This window comes from Candidatus Enterococcus huntleyi (assembly GCF_009933175.1).
GTDB classification, from domain to species: Bacteria; Bacillota; Bacilli; order Lactobacillales; family Enterococcaceae; genus Enterococcus_K; species Enterococcus_K huntleyi.
The window spans coordinates 1-18,355 of sequence record NZ_MAEJ01000029.1; the positions used below are offsets into that span (position 1 = coordinate 1).

At 33.9% G+C, this 18,355-nt stretch carries 20 protein-coding genes and 2 pseudogenes; 4 read left to right on the forward strand and 18 right to left on the reverse strand.

All coding sequences use genetic code 11. From position 1 onward, the window contains the following. The coding region (locus tag BAU15_RS12285; RefSeq protein WP_161843045.1) for a transposase at positions 1 to 180 on the forward strand (180 nt) is incomplete at its 5' end. A gap of 96 nt (positions 181 to 276) precedes the next feature. Here BAU15_RS12285 and BAU15_RS12290 read toward each other — a convergent pair. From BAU15_RS12290 to BAU15_RS12310, 5 genes and pseudogenes are all read right to left on the reverse strand, one after another. Beyond that, entirely contained in the window at positions 277 to 849 is a 573-nt protein-coding gene (locus BAU15_RS12290; RefSeq protein WP_161843046.1) for a Dps family protein, read from the reverse strand. 535 nt (positions 850 to 1,384) lie between these two features. Beyond that, a pseudogene (locus BAU15_RS12295) lies at positions 1,385 to 2,561 on the reverse strand (IS256 family transposase). A 681-nt stretch (positions 2,562 to 3,242) separates the two neighbouring features. Continuing rightward, positions 3,243 to 3,647: a DUF4430 domain-containing protein gene (locus BAU15_RS12300; protein WP_002320159.1), complete on the reverse strand. Its 405-nt coding sequence runs from the start codon at positions 3,645 to 3,647 to the stop codon at positions 3,243 to 3,245. A gap of 15 nt (positions 3,648 to 3,662) precedes the next feature. Next, positions 3,663 to 4,226: a cob(I)yrinic acid a,c-diamide adenosyltransferase gene (locus BAU15_RS12305; protein WP_003106673.1), complete on the reverse strand. Its 564-nt coding sequence runs from the start codon at positions 4,224 to 4,226 to the stop codon at positions 3,663 to 3,665. Positions 4,227 to 4,239: 13 nt separating this feature from the next. After that, the gene (locus BAU15_RS12310) at positions 4,240 to 6,723 is read right to left on the reverse strand and encodes a vitamin B12-dependent ribonucleotide reductase (RefSeq protein WP_161843047.1); all 2,484 of its coding nucleotides are present in this window, start codon (positions 6,721 to 6,723) and stop codon (positions 4,240 to 4,242) included. A gap of 149 nt (positions 6,724 to 6,872) precedes the next feature. Here BAU15_RS12310 and BAU15_RS12315 point away from each other — a divergent pair, with 149 nt between their 5' ends. Then, positions 6,873 to 7,418 carry a hypothetical protein gene (locus BAU15_RS12315; RefSeq protein WP_002319344.1) on the forward strand — a complete coding sequence of 182 codons (546 nt, stop codon included), beginning with the start codon at positions 6,873 to 6,875 and terminating at the stop codon, positions 7,416 to 7,418. Between the two features lie 138 nt (positions 7,419 to 7,556). Here the strand turns inward: BAU15_RS12315 and BAU15_RS12320 are convergent. The 3 genes and pseudogenes from BAU15_RS12320 to mobQ all read right to left on the reverse strand — a co-directional run. Next, positions 7,557 to 8,012 (reverse strand): annotated as a pseudogene (locus BAU15_RS12320) (IS6 family transposase); the annotation flags it as partial. Positions 8,013 to 8,060: 48 nt separating this feature from the next. After that, positions 8,061 to 8,744: an IS6-like element IS1216 family transposase gene (locus BAU15_RS12325; RefSeq protein ID WP_161843048.1), complete on the reverse strand. Its 684-nt coding sequence runs from the start codon at positions 8,742 to 8,744 to the stop codon at positions 8,061 to 8,063. A gap of 177 nt (positions 8,745 to 8,921) precedes the next feature. Continuing rightward, positions 8,922 to 10,907: a MobQ family relaxase gene (mobQ, locus tag BAU15_RS12330; protein WP_161843049.1), complete on the reverse strand. Its 1,986-nt coding sequence runs from the start codon at positions 10,905 to 10,907 to the stop codon at positions 8,922 to 8,924. Positions 10,908 to 11,198: 291 nt separating this feature from the next. On the opposite strand from mobQ, the gene BAU15_RS12335 reads away from it, so the two are divergent. Both BAU15_RS12335 and BAU15_RS12340 read left to right on the forward strand, forming a co-directional pair. Further along, positions 11,199 to 11,498 (forward strand): hypothetical protein, encoded by a 300-nt coding sequence (locus tag BAU15_RS12335; RefSeq protein ID WP_161843050.1) that lies wholly within the window; start codon positions 11,199 to 11,201, stop codon positions 11,496 to 11,498. 47 nt (positions 11,499 to 11,545) lie between these two features. Further along, a complete protein-coding gene (locus BAU15_RS12340; RefSeq protein WP_474117452.1) occupies positions 11,546 to 11,758 on the forward strand; it encodes a hypothetical protein in 213 nt (70 codons plus the stop codon). A 22-nt stretch (positions 11,759 to 11,780) separates the two neighbouring features. Here the strand turns inward: BAU15_RS12340 and BAU15_RS12345 are convergent, their stop codons facing one another. From BAU15_RS12345 to BAU15_RS12390, 10 genes are all read right to left on the reverse strand, one after another. Further along, the gene (locus BAU15_RS12345; RefSeq protein WP_237580194.1) at positions 11,781 to 12,014 is read right to left on the reverse strand and encodes a hypothetical protein; all 234 of its coding nucleotides are present in this window, start codon (positions 12,012 to 12,014) and stop codon (positions 11,781 to 11,783) included. Between the two features lie 104 nt (positions 12,015 to 12,118). After that, positions 12,119 to 12,616 carry a DnaJ domain-containing protein gene (locus tag BAU15_RS12350; protein WP_161843052.1) on the reverse strand — a complete coding sequence of 166 codons (498 nt, stop codon included), beginning with the start codon at positions 12,614 to 12,616 and terminating at the stop codon, positions 12,119 to 12,121. A 435-nt stretch (positions 12,617 to 13,051) separates the two neighbouring features. After that, positions 13,052 to 13,261, reverse strand: a complete 210-nt coding sequence (locus BAU15_RS12355) for a hypothetical protein (RefSeq protein ID WP_161843053.1) — start codon at positions 13,259 to 13,261, stop codon at positions 13,052 to 13,054. A gap of 27 nt (positions 13,262 to 13,288) precedes the next feature. Beyond that, on the reverse strand, positions 13,289 to 14,152 hold the full coding sequence (locus tag BAU15_RS12360) for a zeta toxin family protein (protein WP_161843088.1): 864 nt from the start codon (positions 14,150 to 14,152) through the stop codon (positions 13,289 to 13,291). 180 nt (positions 14,153 to 14,332) lie between these two features. Beyond that, on the reverse strand, positions 14,333 to 14,749 hold the full coding sequence (locus tag BAU15_RS12365; RefSeq protein WP_161843054.1) for an ATPase: 417 nt from the start codon (positions 14,747 to 14,749) through the stop codon (positions 14,333 to 14,335). Position 14,750: 1 nt separating this feature from the next. Next, complete coding sequence (locus tag BAU15_RS12370; RefSeq protein WP_007209310.1) at positions 14,751 to 14,936, reverse strand: hypothetical protein; 186 nt, start codon at positions 14,934 to 14,936, stop codon at positions 14,751 to 14,753. A 1-nt stretch (position 14,937) separates the two neighbouring features. Continuing rightward, entirely contained in the window at positions 14,938 to 15,222 is a 285-nt protein-coding gene (locus BAU15_RS12375; protein WP_104661859.1) for an antitoxin, read from the reverse strand. Between the two features lie 16 nt (positions 15,223 to 15,238). Then, a complete protein-coding gene (locus BAU15_RS12380) occupies positions 15,239 to 15,454 on the reverse strand; it encodes a peptide-binding protein (protein WP_001835296.1) in 216 nt (71 codons plus the stop codon). Positions 15,455 to 15,569: 115 nt separating this feature from the next. Then, positions 15,570 to 16,421 carry a ParA family protein gene (locus BAU15_RS12385; RefSeq protein WP_161843055.1) on the reverse strand — a complete coding sequence of 284 codons (852 nt, stop codon included), beginning with the start codon at positions 16,419 to 16,421 and terminating at the stop codon, positions 15,570 to 15,572. 140 nt (positions 16,422 to 16,561) lie between these two features. After that, on the reverse strand, positions 16,562 to 18,238 hold the full coding sequence (locus tag BAU15_RS12390) for a DNA topoisomerase (RefSeq protein ID WP_161843056.1): 1,677 nt from the start codon (positions 18,236 to 18,238) through the stop codon (positions 16,562 to 16,564). Between the last annotated feature and the right edge of the window lie 117 nt (positions 18,239 to 18,355).

Consider the following 18,355-nt stretch of genomic DNA (forward strand, 5'->3'; position numbering starts at 1 on the left):
ACAAACTATAGTAATGGCCCTTTAGAAGGAACTAATAATAAAATAAAGGTTATTAAACGAGTGGCTTATGGCTATCGAAACTTTGCAAATCTACGTGACCGCATCTATTTAGTTCAAGGCCTAATTTTTGAAGACGTTAAAGACAACAAAAAGAAGCTCCAGCTAAGCAAAGCTGCTTAACTGGAGACACTGTACTCTATTCAATTTGACCCTCACCAACACTATTTGACGAAGAGCCAAAGAATTCCAATCCCTAAATCAGCTTCTACTTTTACCTTAATCTTCATCCTCATCAAGAGCGTCATCATCTTCTAATGCTTCTTTACCAATGAACGCTTGCAGCATCCAAATGTTCTTGTCTAAGTCATTTTTAAAAGCAATCAATGTATCTTCTAAAGCATCGTCACCCTCGTCTTGAGCTAAACGAATCGCGCGAATAGTTAGGTCACGAGTGCTTCTGAAGTCCTCGATAATATTTTCAACCATGTCTTCTGCTTTAGCGTATTTATTAACTGCATCTTCCGAAAGCATCGAATATTTTTCAAATTCAACCGTTGTCGAAGCAGGTTTATGCCCAGAAGTAATTAGACGCTCCGCAAGTTTGTCGAACCATTTTTCATTTTCGTTATACAACTCTTCAAATTTTTCATGCAACGTAAAGAAATTGGCTCCTTTTACATACCAGTGATATTGGTGCAGTTTCACATGTAATGTATGCATGTTGCCTAAAAGATGATCCGCAATGGCCGCTGCATTAATTTTCGTATGATGAACATGTTCCTTGTGTTCTTGTTCTTCTTGCCATCTTTCTTGGGGTGTTCTTTCTTGAGTAGCTTTATTTTCAGTCATGATTTATTCCTCCTATAATTTTGGTTTGTTTAAAATAGCTTTCTTTGATTCCTCCTTTTTCTTTACTGAATTTAGTATAGGATAGATTTCCGTTAAAAAAATTGACGCTCATCAAGAAAAGTATTTCTTAATAGACGCCAGGCTTCTCTATTAAATTCAACTGAAATAATCAAAGGAATGAAGTCGTTCCCTCCAAACAAAAATTTCATTAAAGTAGGGCCTAAAAAAAGAATAGCAACTATACTTTGTCAAGAGACCTGACTGCTATTTTTTTGCTTGTTATTCTTCAATTACCAAATGTCTTGCCTTGCAGTATATTTAATGCTCTTTCTCACTAGTGTTGCATGCAACACTAGTGAGAAAGAGCATTAATAAGATTAACCTAGAAGAATAACTTTACTTTATTTATGTCATACCATAAATAAAAATTGAAAAGAATTTTTTTATTTATTTTTAGTAGATCGATTAATAGGAGTTTTAGCTTGGGAGCGTCAATAATTTTGTGTAAATGGTTCTTCCCTACTGTAGATTGTTTCTAATTCTCCATCGGTTGACTCAGCATTTGTTCGAGCTCGCCTTCAGCCTGTTGGAAACCTTTATGACTGCGACCTAGGAATTTTTGGTTGTGAGTATCAAAAGACGAGACTAAGAAACGTTCCATCGACTCTTCATTTTGGAACTGTTCCTTGCGGTGGCTGTATTTCTTGATTTGCTTATTAAAGGATTCAATCAAGTTCGTAGAGTAAATAGTCTTGCGTATGGCTAATGGGAAATCATAGAAAGTGAGCAGGTAATCGTTCGAAAGGATCGATTCCACCATTTTTGGATAGCTGGTTTTCCATTTTTCCGCAAAAGCACCACGTGCTTCCAATGCCGCCTTTTTAGATGACGCTTGATACACCATTTTAAAATCATCACAGACTTCCTTACGATCATCGACACGCACTTTGTGACTGATATTACGGGAAACGTGCACACAGCAATGTTGAAAACGGGCTTTGGGGTAGAACCGCTGCACGGCCCCTGCCATCCGTGATGAAAAGGAGGACGTTTTTCACGTCACGTTCCTGGAGGTCTATTAAAATCTCTTCCCAAATCGTGATAGATTCAGTTGGTGCAATCGCATAGCTCAACACTTCCTTTGAACCGTCCGGGCGAATGCCAACTGCGATATGAATGGCTTCCTTGGCGACGGTTTTCCGCTTTAAAGGGATATAGGTTGCGTCCATATAAATAGCGGCATAACGGTCATGAAGCTCACGTTCCTTAAATGAAGTGACTTCTTCCGTAAATGATTTAGTCATATTGGACATGGTTTGGGGCGTGTAGTGATGCCCATACATTTTCTCAATCAAGTCTGCGATTCCCGACATGGTAATACCTTTTCGGAAGAGGTGAATGACGGTCTCCTCTAACGTATCATTCGTCCGTCTATAAGCAGGAACAGTCTGTTGCTTGAACTCGCCGTTGCGGTCGCGCGGAATCTGGAGATGAAGTTCCCCGTACTCGGTCTTGACCGTACGGTCATAGGAGCCGTTACGAGAATTACCCGTGTTAAAACCAATGCGATCGTACTTTTCGTAATCGAGGAAAGCCGTTAACTCCGTTTTGAGAAGCGTATTGACAGCTTTTTCCAAATGGACACGGAATAATTCATTCAAATCGCCTTTGTTCGCTAGAGTCTTTAGAATTTCTGTAGTAAAATCGTTCATATGGAAGTCCTCTTTTCTGTGAATGTGTTGTGGTAACTCTATTCTACAGAAGGGACTTCCTTTTTTCTATTTACACAAAATATTTTACACTCTCTTCCGAAATAATATGCTATTTTTATTACCTTTCTTTTATTACCTTTTCTTTATTACTTTTATATTAATCTCTTATTGATGATGATGAATGCAATAAAAAAAAGCCTCTAGTGAGGGGAAGTGCAACTACTTTTTGATACAAAATAAAAAGAGCAACTCAATTTAATCTTGCTAGCGATGATTTTTTCGTATTTTCTATTAGAAAACATTTCATCCCGCTCAATTGAAGTCCTTGATGAACTAGACAACAGATTTATCTCATATTCAGACATTCTTGAGAATAAAAAAGTAGATAAAATAGTAGATACACGGACTCAGTCATCGAAAAAGAATTTTCCAAGCCCAGATTAACAATCTCTCGTCTTAATTCAAATAGAATTTCAAAATCTGAAATCGTCTCTTCGGGTTGTCTCTTAAAAAAAGGTTAATATCATCAAATCTTTTCGTTAAAGTATCCAAGGATAGAAAAAACACGTTCAACCCTCGAATGATTGGTTTGAACGTGTTTTAAAATTAACATATTCCTTTAAAAACTAATAATTTTCTTATACTTAATTATCGTCCTATTACTGTAAAGAACGATAATTTTTATTTAAATACACCCAAATTGAAAACTACTTGATCATCATTATCTAGTTTAGTTTCACCTGCACCTTTTTCACCCATTTTTCCATTGATAGTGAATGTCCAATATTTATTTTGGCTCTCATCTTGCGCATGACCATCAATTGAAGTAATAAAGCCGTCCTTTTCTTTTACTTCAAAGTTAGCCTTTAAAATTGCCAGTAATGATTCTCCTGATTTGTAAGTGACTTTTTTTTTAGTGATCTCTTTATCGCTATCAGTCAATTCTATCAGCACGCTTGATTTAGCAACCTCGCTTATTGCTTGAGTGGATGCTTTTGAAGAGGCTTGATCATTTTGATTTGATTGGCACCCTGTCATAATGAATAATCCGATAAAAACGGTTAATAATGTTGCTAATTTTTTCAAGTTTAAAATCCTCTCTTAATGGAATACCTTCCCTGCTCGTTCATAAAATGGTTCCTTGGTAGCATAAACATGATTTACATAACGTGCAAGTACAAAAAATAAATCTGATAAGCGATTCATAATTTTGTATGCATGTAAATTGATAGGTTCATCTGAAACAATCAATCGTGTGATTTCACGTTCTGCCCGACGAATAACTGTTCGTGTAATTTGCATATCGCATGCCACCGGGTGTCCTCCAGGTAAGATAAATTTTTCAATGACTGGAACTTTTGCTTGATAAAAATCAATCAGCGTTTCAATCTTAGTTACTTCTTCTTTCCCTACAATCATTTCTTTAATCCCAATGGGTGTAGCCAAGTCTGTTCCAATATCAAAAAGTAAAATTTGTAATGCGACTAGTTCTTTTTTCAACAGCTCAAACTTTTTATCATCCAACTCTGAAATAATTTTACCAACCCAAGAATTTACTTCATCCATGCTACCGTAAGCACAAACGCGAGCGTCAGATTTTTTTATTCTTTTTCCACCAATAATACTAGTGTTTCCTTTATCGCCGCTTTTAGTATAAATTTTCATCGAATAGCTCCTTTTACAAGCCACATTTTAGTTGTACTTTACAGTTAGTACACGTACTGCAACCACCAATTTCTTCAATTCTACCCTCATGGCAAATCGGACATATTTCTTCTGCTTCTGATGATTCTAATGAGTCAAGAGTAATTTGATTATTTACCACCCCTACTACAGGTTCTTCAAATACATTGTCATCTGCTTCAAGTGTCAACACTTGCGAATCTCGGCTACCATCCACATAGACGGTTCCACCTTTAGCCCCACCTTGATACAGATCTTCATAGATCGCGGCTACTTGTTTCACTTGATACCCCTTAGGTGCATTGACTGTTTTTGAGATAGAGCTGTCTACCCAACGTTGGATCGTACATTGAACACTCACATGAGCTTCTGGTGAAAGCTCCATGGCAGATACAAAGAATGGGGGTAGATTATCCGCAGCTGTTTCTGGATTTTTTTCTAAATATTCGCTAACTATTTCAGCATTAACTTCAATGAATTTTCCTAAACGACCACTTCTGAAATAAGAAAAAGAGAAATATGGTTCTAGTCCGGTTGAAACACCAGCCATAGTACCCGTTGACCCTGTTGGTGCGACTGTTAGTAAATGAGAATTACGAATGCCGTATTTTAGAATCGCTTGTCGGATTGATTCCGGCATCTTCTTCATATAGCCCGATTCAATAAAACGTTGACGAAGTGCTGTTGTTTCCTCGACTGTTTTGCCTATTAAAAATGGGAAGCTTCCTTTTTCTTTTGCTAGTTCGACGGACGTTTGATAAGCCGTAACAGCAATTTTTTCAAATACTTGATCTACTAAACGGTTTCCATCTTCAGATCCATAGACTTTTTCACAATAAATCAATAAATCTGCCAATCCCATGACCCCAAGTCCAACACGTCGTTCACCTTTAGCTTGCTGCTCATTTTTTTCAAAAAAGTAAGGCGTCGCATCAATTACATTGTCCTGAAAACGAACACTAGCTCGTACGACATCAGCTAATTTTTCAAAGTCGACAACTTTCGTTTCTTTATCAACCATATTGGCTAAATTAATTGCTGCTAGATTGCATACCGCATAAGGCGTCAACGGCTGTTCCCCACATGGATTGGTTGCAACTACCTTTTGTCCGTAGGCTTGAGCATTGGTCATCTCATTAGCATTATCGATAAAAAATATTCCCGGTTCTGCTGAATACGTTGCACAATAAGTAATCAAATCCCACAATTCGCGAGCCTTGATCGTTTGATGGATTTTTACTTTACGCCCTGTTTCAGCCCATTCTCTGACATCTCCAATTTCCATCCAATGTTGATCATAATCAGCCATTTCACTAGCGTCATAGTCTTCGATTGCTGGAAAGCGTAACTCATAAGTTTGGTCGGTTTCGACAGCTTCCATAAATTCTTTTGTTAAACAGACGGAGATATTGGCTCCGGTCAAGAAATCAGGGTCTTTCACACTGTACGTACCACCCGCTTTTAATTTCTGTTGAGCCGTTTTTAAAAATTTATCCTCCATATCATTCGTCGGATGATCGACCAAATACTCTAACCATTCCTTTTCATTTGCTATTAGTGGTTCAAAAGTCAGTTTTTCACTAGCTAATTGACGTACTATCGGACTTTGGCTAGTGTGGATCAAATTTTGTAAAATGGCCGGATTCTGAATCTTAGAGATAATGAATTCAAAAATATCTGGATGCCAATCATTCAACATGATCATTTGTGCTCCCCGACGACTCCCGCCTTGTTCAACTAAATTTGTCAAATTAGCTAAATCATTGAGCCACGAAACTGAACCTGATGATTTCCCATTCACCCCATGGACGATCGCTGATTTTGGCCGTAGCGTTGAACCGTTCGTTCCTACACCACCACCACGGCTCATAATCTCCATCACTTCTTGACGATGTTTTGCCAGGCCCCCACGAGAGTCATGGATGAATGGCATAACGTAGCAATTGAAGTATGTTACTTCTGAATTCGTTCCTGCACCATAAAGTACACGTCCAGCAGGAATGAGATTTTGTTCTGTCAAATGCTGATAAAACTCGGTAAAAAACTGAGCTTTTTTTTCTCCTTCAATATCAGAGATTCCTCTAGCAACACGAGCTGCAATTTGTTCAAAATAAAGTTCAAGCGGTTTCTCAACCTCATTTATATTTCGAATCACTCGTCCCGAAGCAATTTCTTCTGGATTAGTTAACGAGCTTTGAAATTCTTCCTCAATTCGAATTATCAACTGTTCCTTATTGATCTCTTCAATTTTTCCGATCCCTCTTGCTGGATATTGTGGATCAGCATGGGTTGTTAAAATAACCAAATCCCCGACTGTCAAAGTTTTTCCGCTCATATCTTTAAATGCATAGCGATCAAGCATGATTAATCTTGAAATCCCATCAAATGTTTGAGTCATTTCTGCAGTTATCTTAGCGACTTCTTTATAAGAAGAGATATCTTGATTTAGTTTTTCTATATATTTTTTAGGATAATTCATTAAATACTACCACCTTTATCATCAACAAACACAACATATTGTGCCCTCCAATGATTATCGCACTATATAAAGTGTAATTCAATCTTGTAATTAATTTTTATTCTGATACAATGAGAACTATTATCAATTAAAACAAGGGAGTTTTCCTAGTGTTACCAACCTCTAATTCACGCTTTCCAATCAGAAGGATTACCACCCTCGCTTTATTTAGTGCCGCCTGTATTGTTGGTAGAATCCTTTTTACTTGGATACCGAATGTACAACCAATGACAGCCATTCTACTTTTACTCGCTTTTTATGGAAGTTATACAGATGCTTTAATCGTTACTTTAGTAAGCTTATTAGGCACGAACCTTTATTTAGGAATGGGTAGTTGGACAATCAGCCAACTGATCGCCTTCAGTAGTATCGTTACGGTTTTTCATTTTTTATCTAACTGTGCCCTGATTAAGCATCACATCTCTATCCAAGCAATCATTGCATTTTTATGTGGCCTTCTTTACGGATTGATCGTATCGAGAGTTGAAGTCTTTATATATCAACTACCTTCTTTTTGGGCCTATTATTTTCAAGGATTATTTTTTGATATCCTCCATGGAACAGGTAATTTAATCTTTTATCTTGTATTAGTTCCTGTGTTTAAACGAATTTTATTACCTGCTATTAATAGTTCGAAAAATAAATTAAATAGTTAGATGAGTATCTAAATCACAATATCTCTTATTAAATTAAACCTATAATTCAAATAGGAAGCCTTGCGTATTATTTAAGATGGTTCTGTTGCAAAGTTAAAAAATTAATAAAGAGTTTCCAATTAATTTTTGATTTTATGCTTAGATACTTATTAATGTATTCATCTCATGAATCACTGAAAAGCCAAAGAGACTTTTGTCTCTTTGGCTAATTTTATATAAAGCGTGTATAGTTTCAATTCCTTTAATTGTTGAGGAAGCAGTCCTTATGGACTGATATAATTTGTGCCTTTTCTTGATGGATCGATGATCCTGTTCAATGATATTATTCAAGTATTTATTTGTTCGGTGTTCAGTCTTAGAAAATAATCCTTCAGAATGCAATTGATTAAACGCACTACTTAGTGAAGGGGCTTTATCAGTGACAAGAACTTTAGGTTCTCCAAATTGTTTGATCAATCGTTTAAAGAAAGCATAAGCTGCTTGTTTATCACGCTTTTTTCGTAACCAAATATCTAATGTTATCCCCGAAGAATCAATGGATCGATACAAATAGTGCCACTTTCCTTTTACCTTAATATAAGTTTCATCGGTTCTGTTGCAAAGTTTTAAATAAAGAATAAAATCCCTTACGGTATCTATGATTTAAGCTGGGATTCCCAATAATACCTTGATTTCAGTACAGACCGAAAACCCGAAGAGAGTGCCTTCTTTTCGGGTTTTCTTATATAATCCTCGAATGGCTTCCATGCCTTTAATCGTGGTAGAGGCAGTGCGTAAACTTCGATAGAATTTATTGCGTCTCTTTACTGGACGATGGTCTTGTTCAATCAAATTATTCAGGTATTTAATGGTACGATGTTCTGTCCCTTGATAAAAGCCGCCGTATTCTTTTAGTTTCTTAAAGGCACTTGTAATAGAGGGGGCTTTATCTGTGACTACAACCTTCGGTTCATCAAACTGCTTCACTAACCGCTTAAGAAAAGCATAGGCTGCTTGTGTGTCCCGTTTTTTACGTAACCAAATATCCAAGGTTAAACCATCTGCATCGATGGCTTGATACAAATAATGCCATTTTCCTTTAATTTTGATGTACGTTTCATCCATTTTCCATGAATAAAAGGATTTTTTATTTTTCTTTTTCCAAATTTGATAGAGTAGTTTGCCATATTCTTGCACCCAACGATAAATCGTCGTATGAGAAACGTTAATGCCACGATCATATAAGATTTCTTGAACTTCACGATAGCTAAGGTTATAACGAAGATAGTAGCCCACGGCTACAATAATCATATCCTGCTGAAATTGCTTTCCTTTAAAATGATTCATCGTCATTCCTCCTGCTATCTTTTTCTAATATTCTACCTTATTTGATAGTAGATTTAAAACTTTGCAACAGAACCGGATCAGTAATAAATAATGTACCTAATGCAATAACCGCACTTTCAAGCTTAAACTTTGTATTTTTGATAAATTTTTTCATTTTATACACCTCTTGTTTTTATTTTATCGCAAAGGAATATTCCTTTGTAATGATTGATTTTCTTTTGGTTTTGTTTGCTTAATCAATTTGTCTAGGTTTCGTTTTTTCTGTGGTTGGTTACCGCTCAACAAACGATTAATTGATTTTGCAAATTGGAACATTTTTACAGTCACTTCATTTTTTTTAGGTTCATTTTTTTCCAATTCTTGGGATTGATCTTTATTAGTATTTTCAATTTCCTTACTTAATTCTATTTTATCAGAATCAGGTAAATAAGCATTGCGATTAACGACCTTTTTCAGATTGTGTTTTGCTAATGGGCTTAGTTCATCAATATGTTTCATGCTATCTTGAACAAAAAATACACCTTGACAATCATTAGGAATTTTCACCGTCTGAATGTTAGTTAAGAAGCCTTTTGATTGTTCCAACATGGAATTAATTTCCTCACTGCTGAATCTAGCAACTCCTTCGACTTTAGAAAAATCAGTTGTTTTGTAATAGTCAGATTTTGCAAGTAACATTTCGCCTTCTATGACTGAATCTATCGAAACATTTTTATCAAATTTTCTTTCAACTTCTGATTGAACATATTCTATCAATCCTTGTTTTATTCCTATTAGTTTTTCTTTTTTAATTGATAAAATTTCTTTTCTTTCAGGGTTGTTTTCTTTTGTTATACTATCTTCAACTTGTTTAATTTTTGAATCAAGATAACGGCTAGTTTGAAATGGTTTTTCTTTAAAAATCTTTTTACTTTCTTCTTTTTCTACTACTCTTTCATTGTAAATGACCTCTGCTAACTGATCTTTATTCAATAACTGTTTTCTAAATATGGTTTCATTAACCATTGCTCTAACTTCGTGATTTGAAAATTTATCAATATTCAAACTTGGATAAGATTTTTTGAAGAATCTTTCTGCTTGTTTATCTAAAATTTCATTTGCCTTTGTAAGCATATCTCGTTCACTACTAATTTTACTTAACATCAAACGTTGTTTTTGAATTTCCATTTTGTTGTTAAATATGAATGAATTTTCCCACCTTTTTAACTCATTAATTCTTTTATCAATGTTTTCATCATTAATAAAAATTTTTAATTCTTGAGAAAGATTTTTTAGTTCTTTTTTCTCTAAAGGTGAAAAAGTTTTTTCAAATTTTAAAGTGAAGTTTTGGTCTTGTTTTAATACTTTCTCTTGACTTTCAAGTTTATCAAGTTCGGCTAGAATATCATTGTAACTTTGAATCTCTAAATTTTTTCTTTTTAACTCACTTATAACTCCTTTATCTTCTAATTTTTTTGAGTAAAACCCTTCGTGAATTGTTGGTAGTTCTTTTTTTCCAAGTTCCGCATGAGATTTTTCTGTTATTTGTTGATCGATATTTCTGTCTTTTAAATATTGATTAACTTTGTCTGCCCAATCTTTACGAATTTCAGAAACAAGAGATTTTCTATCCCAATCATTTGTTTTAATTGAAACGGTTACTCTTTGCCCCTTTTCATTAAAAATCTGATTGCCATTTTCATCTAGTTTAGGTATTCTATGACTTTTGTTTAAGATATTACCTTCACTATCTACTTCTCTCATTGTTAGCATAATGTGAGCATGAGGATTGTTTTCATCATCTCTATGAATGGCAACGTCTGCAATCATTCCTTCACTTACAAAATTATCTTTAACAAAATCTTCAATCAACATTCTTTGGTCTGAATTATTTAATTCAATTGGCAATGCTACATTTAACTCTCGACAAAGTTGAGCGTTTGGACTTTTTTCTGCTAATTCCATTTTGTTCCATAATGTCTGTCTATCTAAAAACTCATTAGGTACATAATCAGGTTTTGAAATAAAAGCTTCTGGTTTAACAGTTCTATGGTTGTATAGATTAGTTTTTTCATATAGTTCACTATATAATTTTTCACCGCTTCGATAAGAAGCCATTGCAATTAAACTTCTTTTTCCGCCTTCTCTTTTTGCTATTGTCATGGATAAATGGAAGATTGCCAATTGTATCACCTCTCTTTCTTTTCAAACATGAGCGTAGCGAATTTTAACAAACACGCTTGACGATAAAATTAACTAACAGTTAAGTTTTATAGCATAAATACGAAGTAACGAAGTTACTGCGTATAAGTGCTCCCTTAGTAAATCATCTAAGGGAATCCTTGATAAATTAATTTTACCACTTATCATTATAAAAGTAAATATGTTTAACCTGACATTTCCATTTATATTTATTGATTTTAGAAATATAATATAATATGATAGATATATACAAATTATCAGGAGGGATATTTTATGGAAAACCAAGATCAAAACATCAAGACAGAAAATGAGCAAATCATTCCAAAAACAAGACCAAAGAAGAGAAAGAAAAAAACTGTTTCTGATATTGAACTTCAAATTAAAGAATTACAAAAGAAAAAAGAAGAATTAATTCTAAAGTCTAAAGCAGATATTGGTGACTTTGTTCTTTCTACCCTTTCAAAAAATAATATTTCTATTGAATCAATTGAAGAAAACAAAGAATTATTCTATGACGAATTAGAAACTTTATTAAATGTGAATAGTCAAAATTTTTCTGAATTACTTAAATAGTTATGGTAAATAATGACTTAAATGATATCAATAAAAAAATTGAAAAGTTGAAAATTCAAAAAAATATTTTGCGAGCGAATAGCGAGCAAAATATTAATAGAAAACAACGAACAAAACGATTAATTGAAAAAGGCGCTTTATTAGAAAAATACTTTGAAATTGATTGTTTGACGGTTGAAGAAACAGAAGATTTTTTAAAAATTTTTTCTGAATATATTAAAGCAAATAAACCTAAAAAGTATCAAAAAAAGGAAAAATAATTTTCCTTTTTTTGATACTTTTTTAAATAAAATTGATTGTTCTTAATGTTTGTTCTTCCTTTTTTAATTGCTTTAATATTTCATTTACTGAGTCTATATCCAAATCGTACCAATCACCAAAAACGATAATATCACCTGATACTTTTTTTTCTATAAAATCAACTGTTAAAGTTATTTCTCTTGTTGACATTGGCGAACGTGCATCTATTTGATATAAATCAAAATCATATTTTTGATGATTATTTATTCCTCTCATTTCTGTTACTGTCGCTTTTATAACTTTTAAAATATTACCTTCAAAATTTATTTTTTTATTTTAATATCCACTTTAAAACTTCCTTTCTGATAAACTTACAAGCCTTAATTGGCTTGTAAGTATTTTTTTTCTTCTTTATCTTCCTTCACCTTTTGACTTCCATACATTCCCCTTATTGTGTCCATATCATAATTTTTTCGACTACGTTTTTTATAATCGCTTGGTGCTTTATACCAAGCATATTTTTTAGGTGAATATCGGAATTCTAGGGCTTTTATATCTTCTTTATATGGTTTTGTATTACCTGTTAGCCATATAAATGTTCCTACTACTTCGATTGCTACGCCGTCCATTTTTAGATTGAACAATTTATTAATAATATCCTTAAACTGTTCGGGTGTTTCTGTTGTTTCTTTGGTGTAAGTTTCACCTTCTTTATTCTTATGAGTGTTTTTAAGTTTGCTAAACAGTTCGTCATATTCATTGTTCAAAATTTTCATTTCTTCTTCATTCCCGCCACAATCGGGGTGTAACTTCAAAGCTAACTTTTTGTAGGCTTTTTTCAATTCTTCCAATGTTTCAACGTTTTTAATGTATTTCATTTTTATCATTCCTTTTCTTTTTTATTTTTGGCTTTTTGACAACCATTTTTGTTAGGCGTTTGAGGAAGTGAAGCTGTTTTCCTCGAATGGTAAAAGCTGTGAATGTTCTACATATCTTGTTCCTTTCTTTTTTCGTTTAGGTGGTTCATTTTCGCCAGTGTGTTCGTGTCGTTTGCTGTGACGAGTACGCAACATAGACACAAAGAAAACACAAGGGCGAGCTTGCTCGTTTATATACCCTTGTGTTTTCGACTGGATATGTTAAGGTAACAAACAGTAAATGGCACGTTACAGACTGCAAAATGTAGCAACTGAAAAAAGAAAGAATGCTGTTGTGTGCTTTATTTCTCGATCAGCTTTTAAAAAATGAGGAAAATTTTATAAAAAATAGGGCAGTTACCTTTTTGGTAACTGCCCTATTTTTCCTTTTTTTATTTATTTAACTCTTTTTTTATTAATCGTTTTTACAAATATGTGAACTATAAAAACACCTATTAAGTAAGACACAAATACAATTACATATCCAATTAACAAATGAGAAATTGAAGCACTAGAAAAAGTTATATCTCCACTAAGCAAATCTATCGAAAAACTAATTAATATATAAAAGAATGCAACGACTGCTGCTGTTGATATATTTTTCATGATCTAAGCCCCTTTCTTCTTTAATTTTTAAAGCCCTGGAAGTTTAGGTATTTTAGGTATTGGTGGTGTAGGTGGCTGCAAGCTTTCCATTTTTTGTTGAATTGCTTTAAATTCAGGGGTTTCTTGGTGTTGATTTTGAACCATTTTTTGCTCTATTCTCTCCAAAGTCGGTTGAATTTCTTTCCCTGATACTTTACGATTTAATTCTCTTTCTAAGGTCTCTTTCGGACTAATGGAAGGCGTTTCTAAGCTTGAATAGAGTTTCACTCCTTCTCTATTGTAAAGCCTTATATCGCTAAATAAGCCCGTTTTATGAAGGGTTTCTAAATTGGTCGGTAAGTTTTTGACAACAATATCATGCGCTTGTTTTGGTGTTGCCCTAGCTGTCATTGGATCATCTGCATACATGGTTTCATATCGTTCAATCGTTCCTAAGTATGATTCAATTTTGGGTACTGCCATGGCGTACATTTTTGTTTCATATCCTTTAGATTGAAGCATTGTGGCTGTTTGAATGGGAACGTCTGTTGTTCGTCCTGTGCCTTCAATCACTAAATTATAGCCTTGATCGCTTAAACGGCTAATAAGTGCTTCTGTCATACGATTAGAATAAGGTGTTGCATGTTTTACTACGTCTTTTTCATAGAGTTTCACTAATTCGTCAAAATTTGGGTGCTGTTGTTTGAACGTATCATTATCAATGATAACAACATTTCCTTGTGTCTCTTCGGAAATTGCCGATCGCAAACTAGTTTTCCCTGATCCTGGTTGCCCACCAAGTAAAAAAGCGGTTGGCGATTCAACCGCTAGTCTATTTTTAGTTAGTCGTTCAACATTCTTTTCTAAACGATCTTCAAATTGCTTTTCGGTGAAGTCAGTAATATTCGCCATATCTCTCAATCCCACCCTATACTTATTAATAAAACTAACTGGAAGCCATTGAATATTTTTTGTATTATTTAAAACTATCTTTTCCCCTTGACGTTCATAAATTGGAACAAAAATTTTCGTATTATCGTATAGCATAACATTATCACAAAGAGGGGCTATATATTCTAGATTCTTTAATGACTAACTATAACGCTTTTTTATGAGTTCATCAGGTATGCCATGACCGCCCTTTTCAACCCTTTGTTTGACACGTTGTATTGCCAAATCAGCATTGTCTATCCCAACATAAAATAAATTTACCTCATAACCCTGTACCTTGGCTTTTTCAATCCATTTTTTCTGTCCTTGTCCAGATAATGTGGTTTCTTGGTGAAAAGACCTTTTAGATTCAATTGCTTGATTCATTTGTTTTACAACTTCACGCATAGCCTTCATATTATCTGAGTTTTTTCGCCAGTCACCACCATTTTTATTTAGAATTTCATCAGCATTAATTCGTTGTGTATCTTGAAAGAGTTGCGGTACTGTTTGATAAAGTGTTGATTTCCCTGCTCCATTGACGCCCGCAACAATAATATATTGTGGTCTATCCTTCATATTAAATCACAAAATCTTTCTGCTTGATAATTAGTTTTTGCTTTTGTTGCAATTGATAAGTAAATAATTCCTTATAAAACTCAAATTCTTCTTGTGTTTCAGCCAACTCATACGCTTTTTTTAGTTCCATAATGTCCATTTTTGACACAGTGTGATAGATTTCTTTTAATTCCTCTTGAGTTGTCATATTAGATCACTCCTTTTAAAGAAGGTGACATTTCAACAATTTGTTTTGAATATTGATTCATTGACCGCCAATACTCATGAATAGCTTGTAATTCTTCAAATGGTTGTTCAAATAAATCAACTTCTTGTGCCACTTCTAATTGATTTAAAAGATTCACTTCTAGTAAACGAGTATTTTTAGTATCTAGTTCATGATTCAAAACATAATTTAATACCCGATTATAAACACTTGCCGATAACTCATTAATGATTTCAATTTCAAATGTTTTTTCATACGTAACTGCCATTTCATGTTCACTCCTTTCAAAGTTTGTCAGGTAAATATTTCCGTATATATTCTTCTAAGGCTTGATCCATAACTTCTTTTACGTTTCCGCCATTCTTTGCTGTTTCGATTTTTATGATATGGTGCAAGTCAGCACGAACACGAACCGTCTTATCCCCCATTATATCTTTTTTTGCGCTGATTGGCGTATCATTTCGTTTTGCTTTCTGTGCGCCTAAGTTTCCCACAATCACTCACTTCTTTCTATTTCTTCTTATTCTTATTTTATCATCAAAAATCACAAATCACAAGTGATTTGTGATTAATCACTTGTGATTTGTGATTAATCACTTGTGATTTGTGATTCTATTATTTTTCATTTTCTAACTGAATGATTCGCTCAACCATTTCAAAAAATACATTCTCATACATAGATAAAACTTTTTTGTCATAGCCTTTATGTTCTGTAATGCCGTTCTTAGACCAGGTACTTACTTTATTACTTCGCTTGATAATATTTTGGAAAACCAAATTATCTTCTTCATGTTCTTTGTACAGTTCTTCCAGGTTTGATTTTATCGTTGCGCTGTCCGTATCAACTAAATAAGGAACAAAACCGATCATATCTAGTCCAGGGTTAAACTGTTCTTGTAAATCAATCAAATAGGAAATATAGTTTTGAATGTTGTTTGTACTTTCTTCTTCTGCTTGTAAAGGGATCATGACGTAATCACTTGCCACGATTGCATTATTTGTATAAACGCTTGGCGTTGGTACAGTATCAATAATAATGAGATCATAGTCACTTTTTAAAGGTGCTAAAAGAGTAGCAAGCAATCTACTTTCGTTTTCAAACGTCCATGAGCGAGTTAATTTTTGTAATAACATCAAATCAAACGTGCCAGGAATCAAGTCTAAATTATCAGTCAAATGAATAATAGAAGAAGTCAAGTTTCCATTTTTCAAGCCTTCATAAAAATTGACACGTGGCAATTCTACCTTAAATGTTTTTGCTAAGTCTTTTGTCAATGTTGCTTGTAAGTCCTTATCGATCATTAAAACTTTTAAATTCAATTTGTCTGTCAAATAAGCAAACATAGTCGATAATTTAGACTTTCCAACACCGCCTTTAAAATAATTGTTTAAGATAACAATTGCTTCATTTTTACTGTTTCGAATATGTCTTAAATCTTCTAATATTTTGAATTCTTCTTTCGTCATAACAACGCCCCAGTCTCTTTTGTTTTGATATGTCTATTGTATCGCTAAGAATCACAAGTGATTAATCACTTGTGATTTGTGATAAGTGATAAGTGATTTGTGATTAATATATAAAAGCCCTGTTTAAAGGGCTTTTATGCTTATTTTGAAAAAGAGATAAAATCAATATATCCCTTTTCTCCAATTTTTACAACGGCATTGTAGGGCTTTTTCTCTTTGTTTTTGATTCCTTTTATCAGGGTTTCTTTTCCCTCTAGTAATTCTTTTACATTTGTTTTGGTGAGTTTTTTCTTTCTAAAATGTTCAGCTAAAGTAAACTTACATTCAGGATAATTTGAACAACCATAAAACGATTTTTTTAATACAATATTGTTGCCACACTTAGGACATTTTCCTACAATACTTTTTTCTGCTTCTTTTTCTTTCTGTTCCTGGTAATCAGAAAAATTTAGTTTTTCTATATCGTTAGGTACAGCTTCCAGTAAATGAACAATAAATTTTTTGATATTCGTAATAAAGTTCTCTTGATTGCCTTCTCTTTTACCGATTTTTTTTAAATACGTTTCCCATTTAGCCGTCATTTCAGCACTCGTTAAAAGGTGCTGACTTTCAACTGCCTGGCACAATAATTTTCCTTTTTCAGTTACAACAAGCTTATTCTTAATCACTTGGATATATTCTTTTTGTTTTAACGCTTCAATAATACTTGCTCTTGTTGCTTCTGTTCCAATCCCCTCAACTTCTTGTAAAATTTTTATTGCTTCTTCATCATCAACCGTTTTATTCGCCGTTTTCATAGCGGTTAAAAGTGTACCCTCTGTAAAAGCTTTTGGCGGTTGCGTTTCTTTTTCAACACTCTTAACATCAACTTCGGCACGTTCGCCAATGATAACGAGTGGTAACGTTTGAACGTCCTCTTTTTCTTCTTTGGTTTGTTGTTTGAAAAGAATTTTCCAACCTTCTTGTTTTGGTGTCTTTCCGATCGATTGAAACAGCAAATCAGCTACTTTCGTTTGTATCTTGGTTTCTTCATACAAGTAATCAGGTAAAAACATGGCAACGGTCGTTTTAACGACTAAAGCATAAATTTTTCGTTGTAAATCGTCCATTTTCGCTAATACAGATTCGGTAGGTACTTGTTTTGTTGGGATAATGGCGTGGTGTTCCTGTACCTTACTACCGTCCACATAACGCTTTCTAGGCTCTGTTTGAACCATTTCAAGATCAAGTCCTAAAAAACCGCTATATTTGCCAAAATTCGCTTTTAAATAAGCAAATTCGTTCTCTGTAATAAATGGTGTATCTGTTCTTGGATAACTCAATAATTTTGCTTCATACAGTCCTTGCATAGCTTTTAAAGTTTGGCTCGCTGTCGCTTTATAAAGCTGATTGACTTTTGATTGCAAACTACTTAAAGAAAACAAACTCGGACTATTCGTTTTCTTCTCTTTGGTTTGAACATCAGCAATTATCCCCTCTTGATTGCCTATTTTAGCTTGTTTAGAAGAAACAAAAGCTAAAAGCTCCTCTTGGGTTTTAAAACGCTGTGTGGGGCTTATAACGCCCTTAAATGACCCTTGGTTTACTTTTATACTAGCTTCCACCTCGAAAAAAGGTTCTTTTTTAAAATTCTCTATGGCTTCCTGGCGCTGAAAAATAAGGTATAAGGTGGGCGTTTGAACACGTCCTAGTGAAAATGTACCTGGTACGCCCTTCTGTTGTAAATTTAACGTATACAAAGGGCTTGCGTTCATGCCAATCAACCAATCGGCAATTTGGCGTGTTTGCGCTTCTTGATAAAAGGGATAGTAATTCATTCCTGGTTGCAAATTTTGAAAACCGCTTCGGATCACATCTTTTTCTAAGCTATTGATCCATAGTCTTTTAAATGTTTTATCTTTTGAAAAGGCATTTGCTTTATGGATAATCGACCA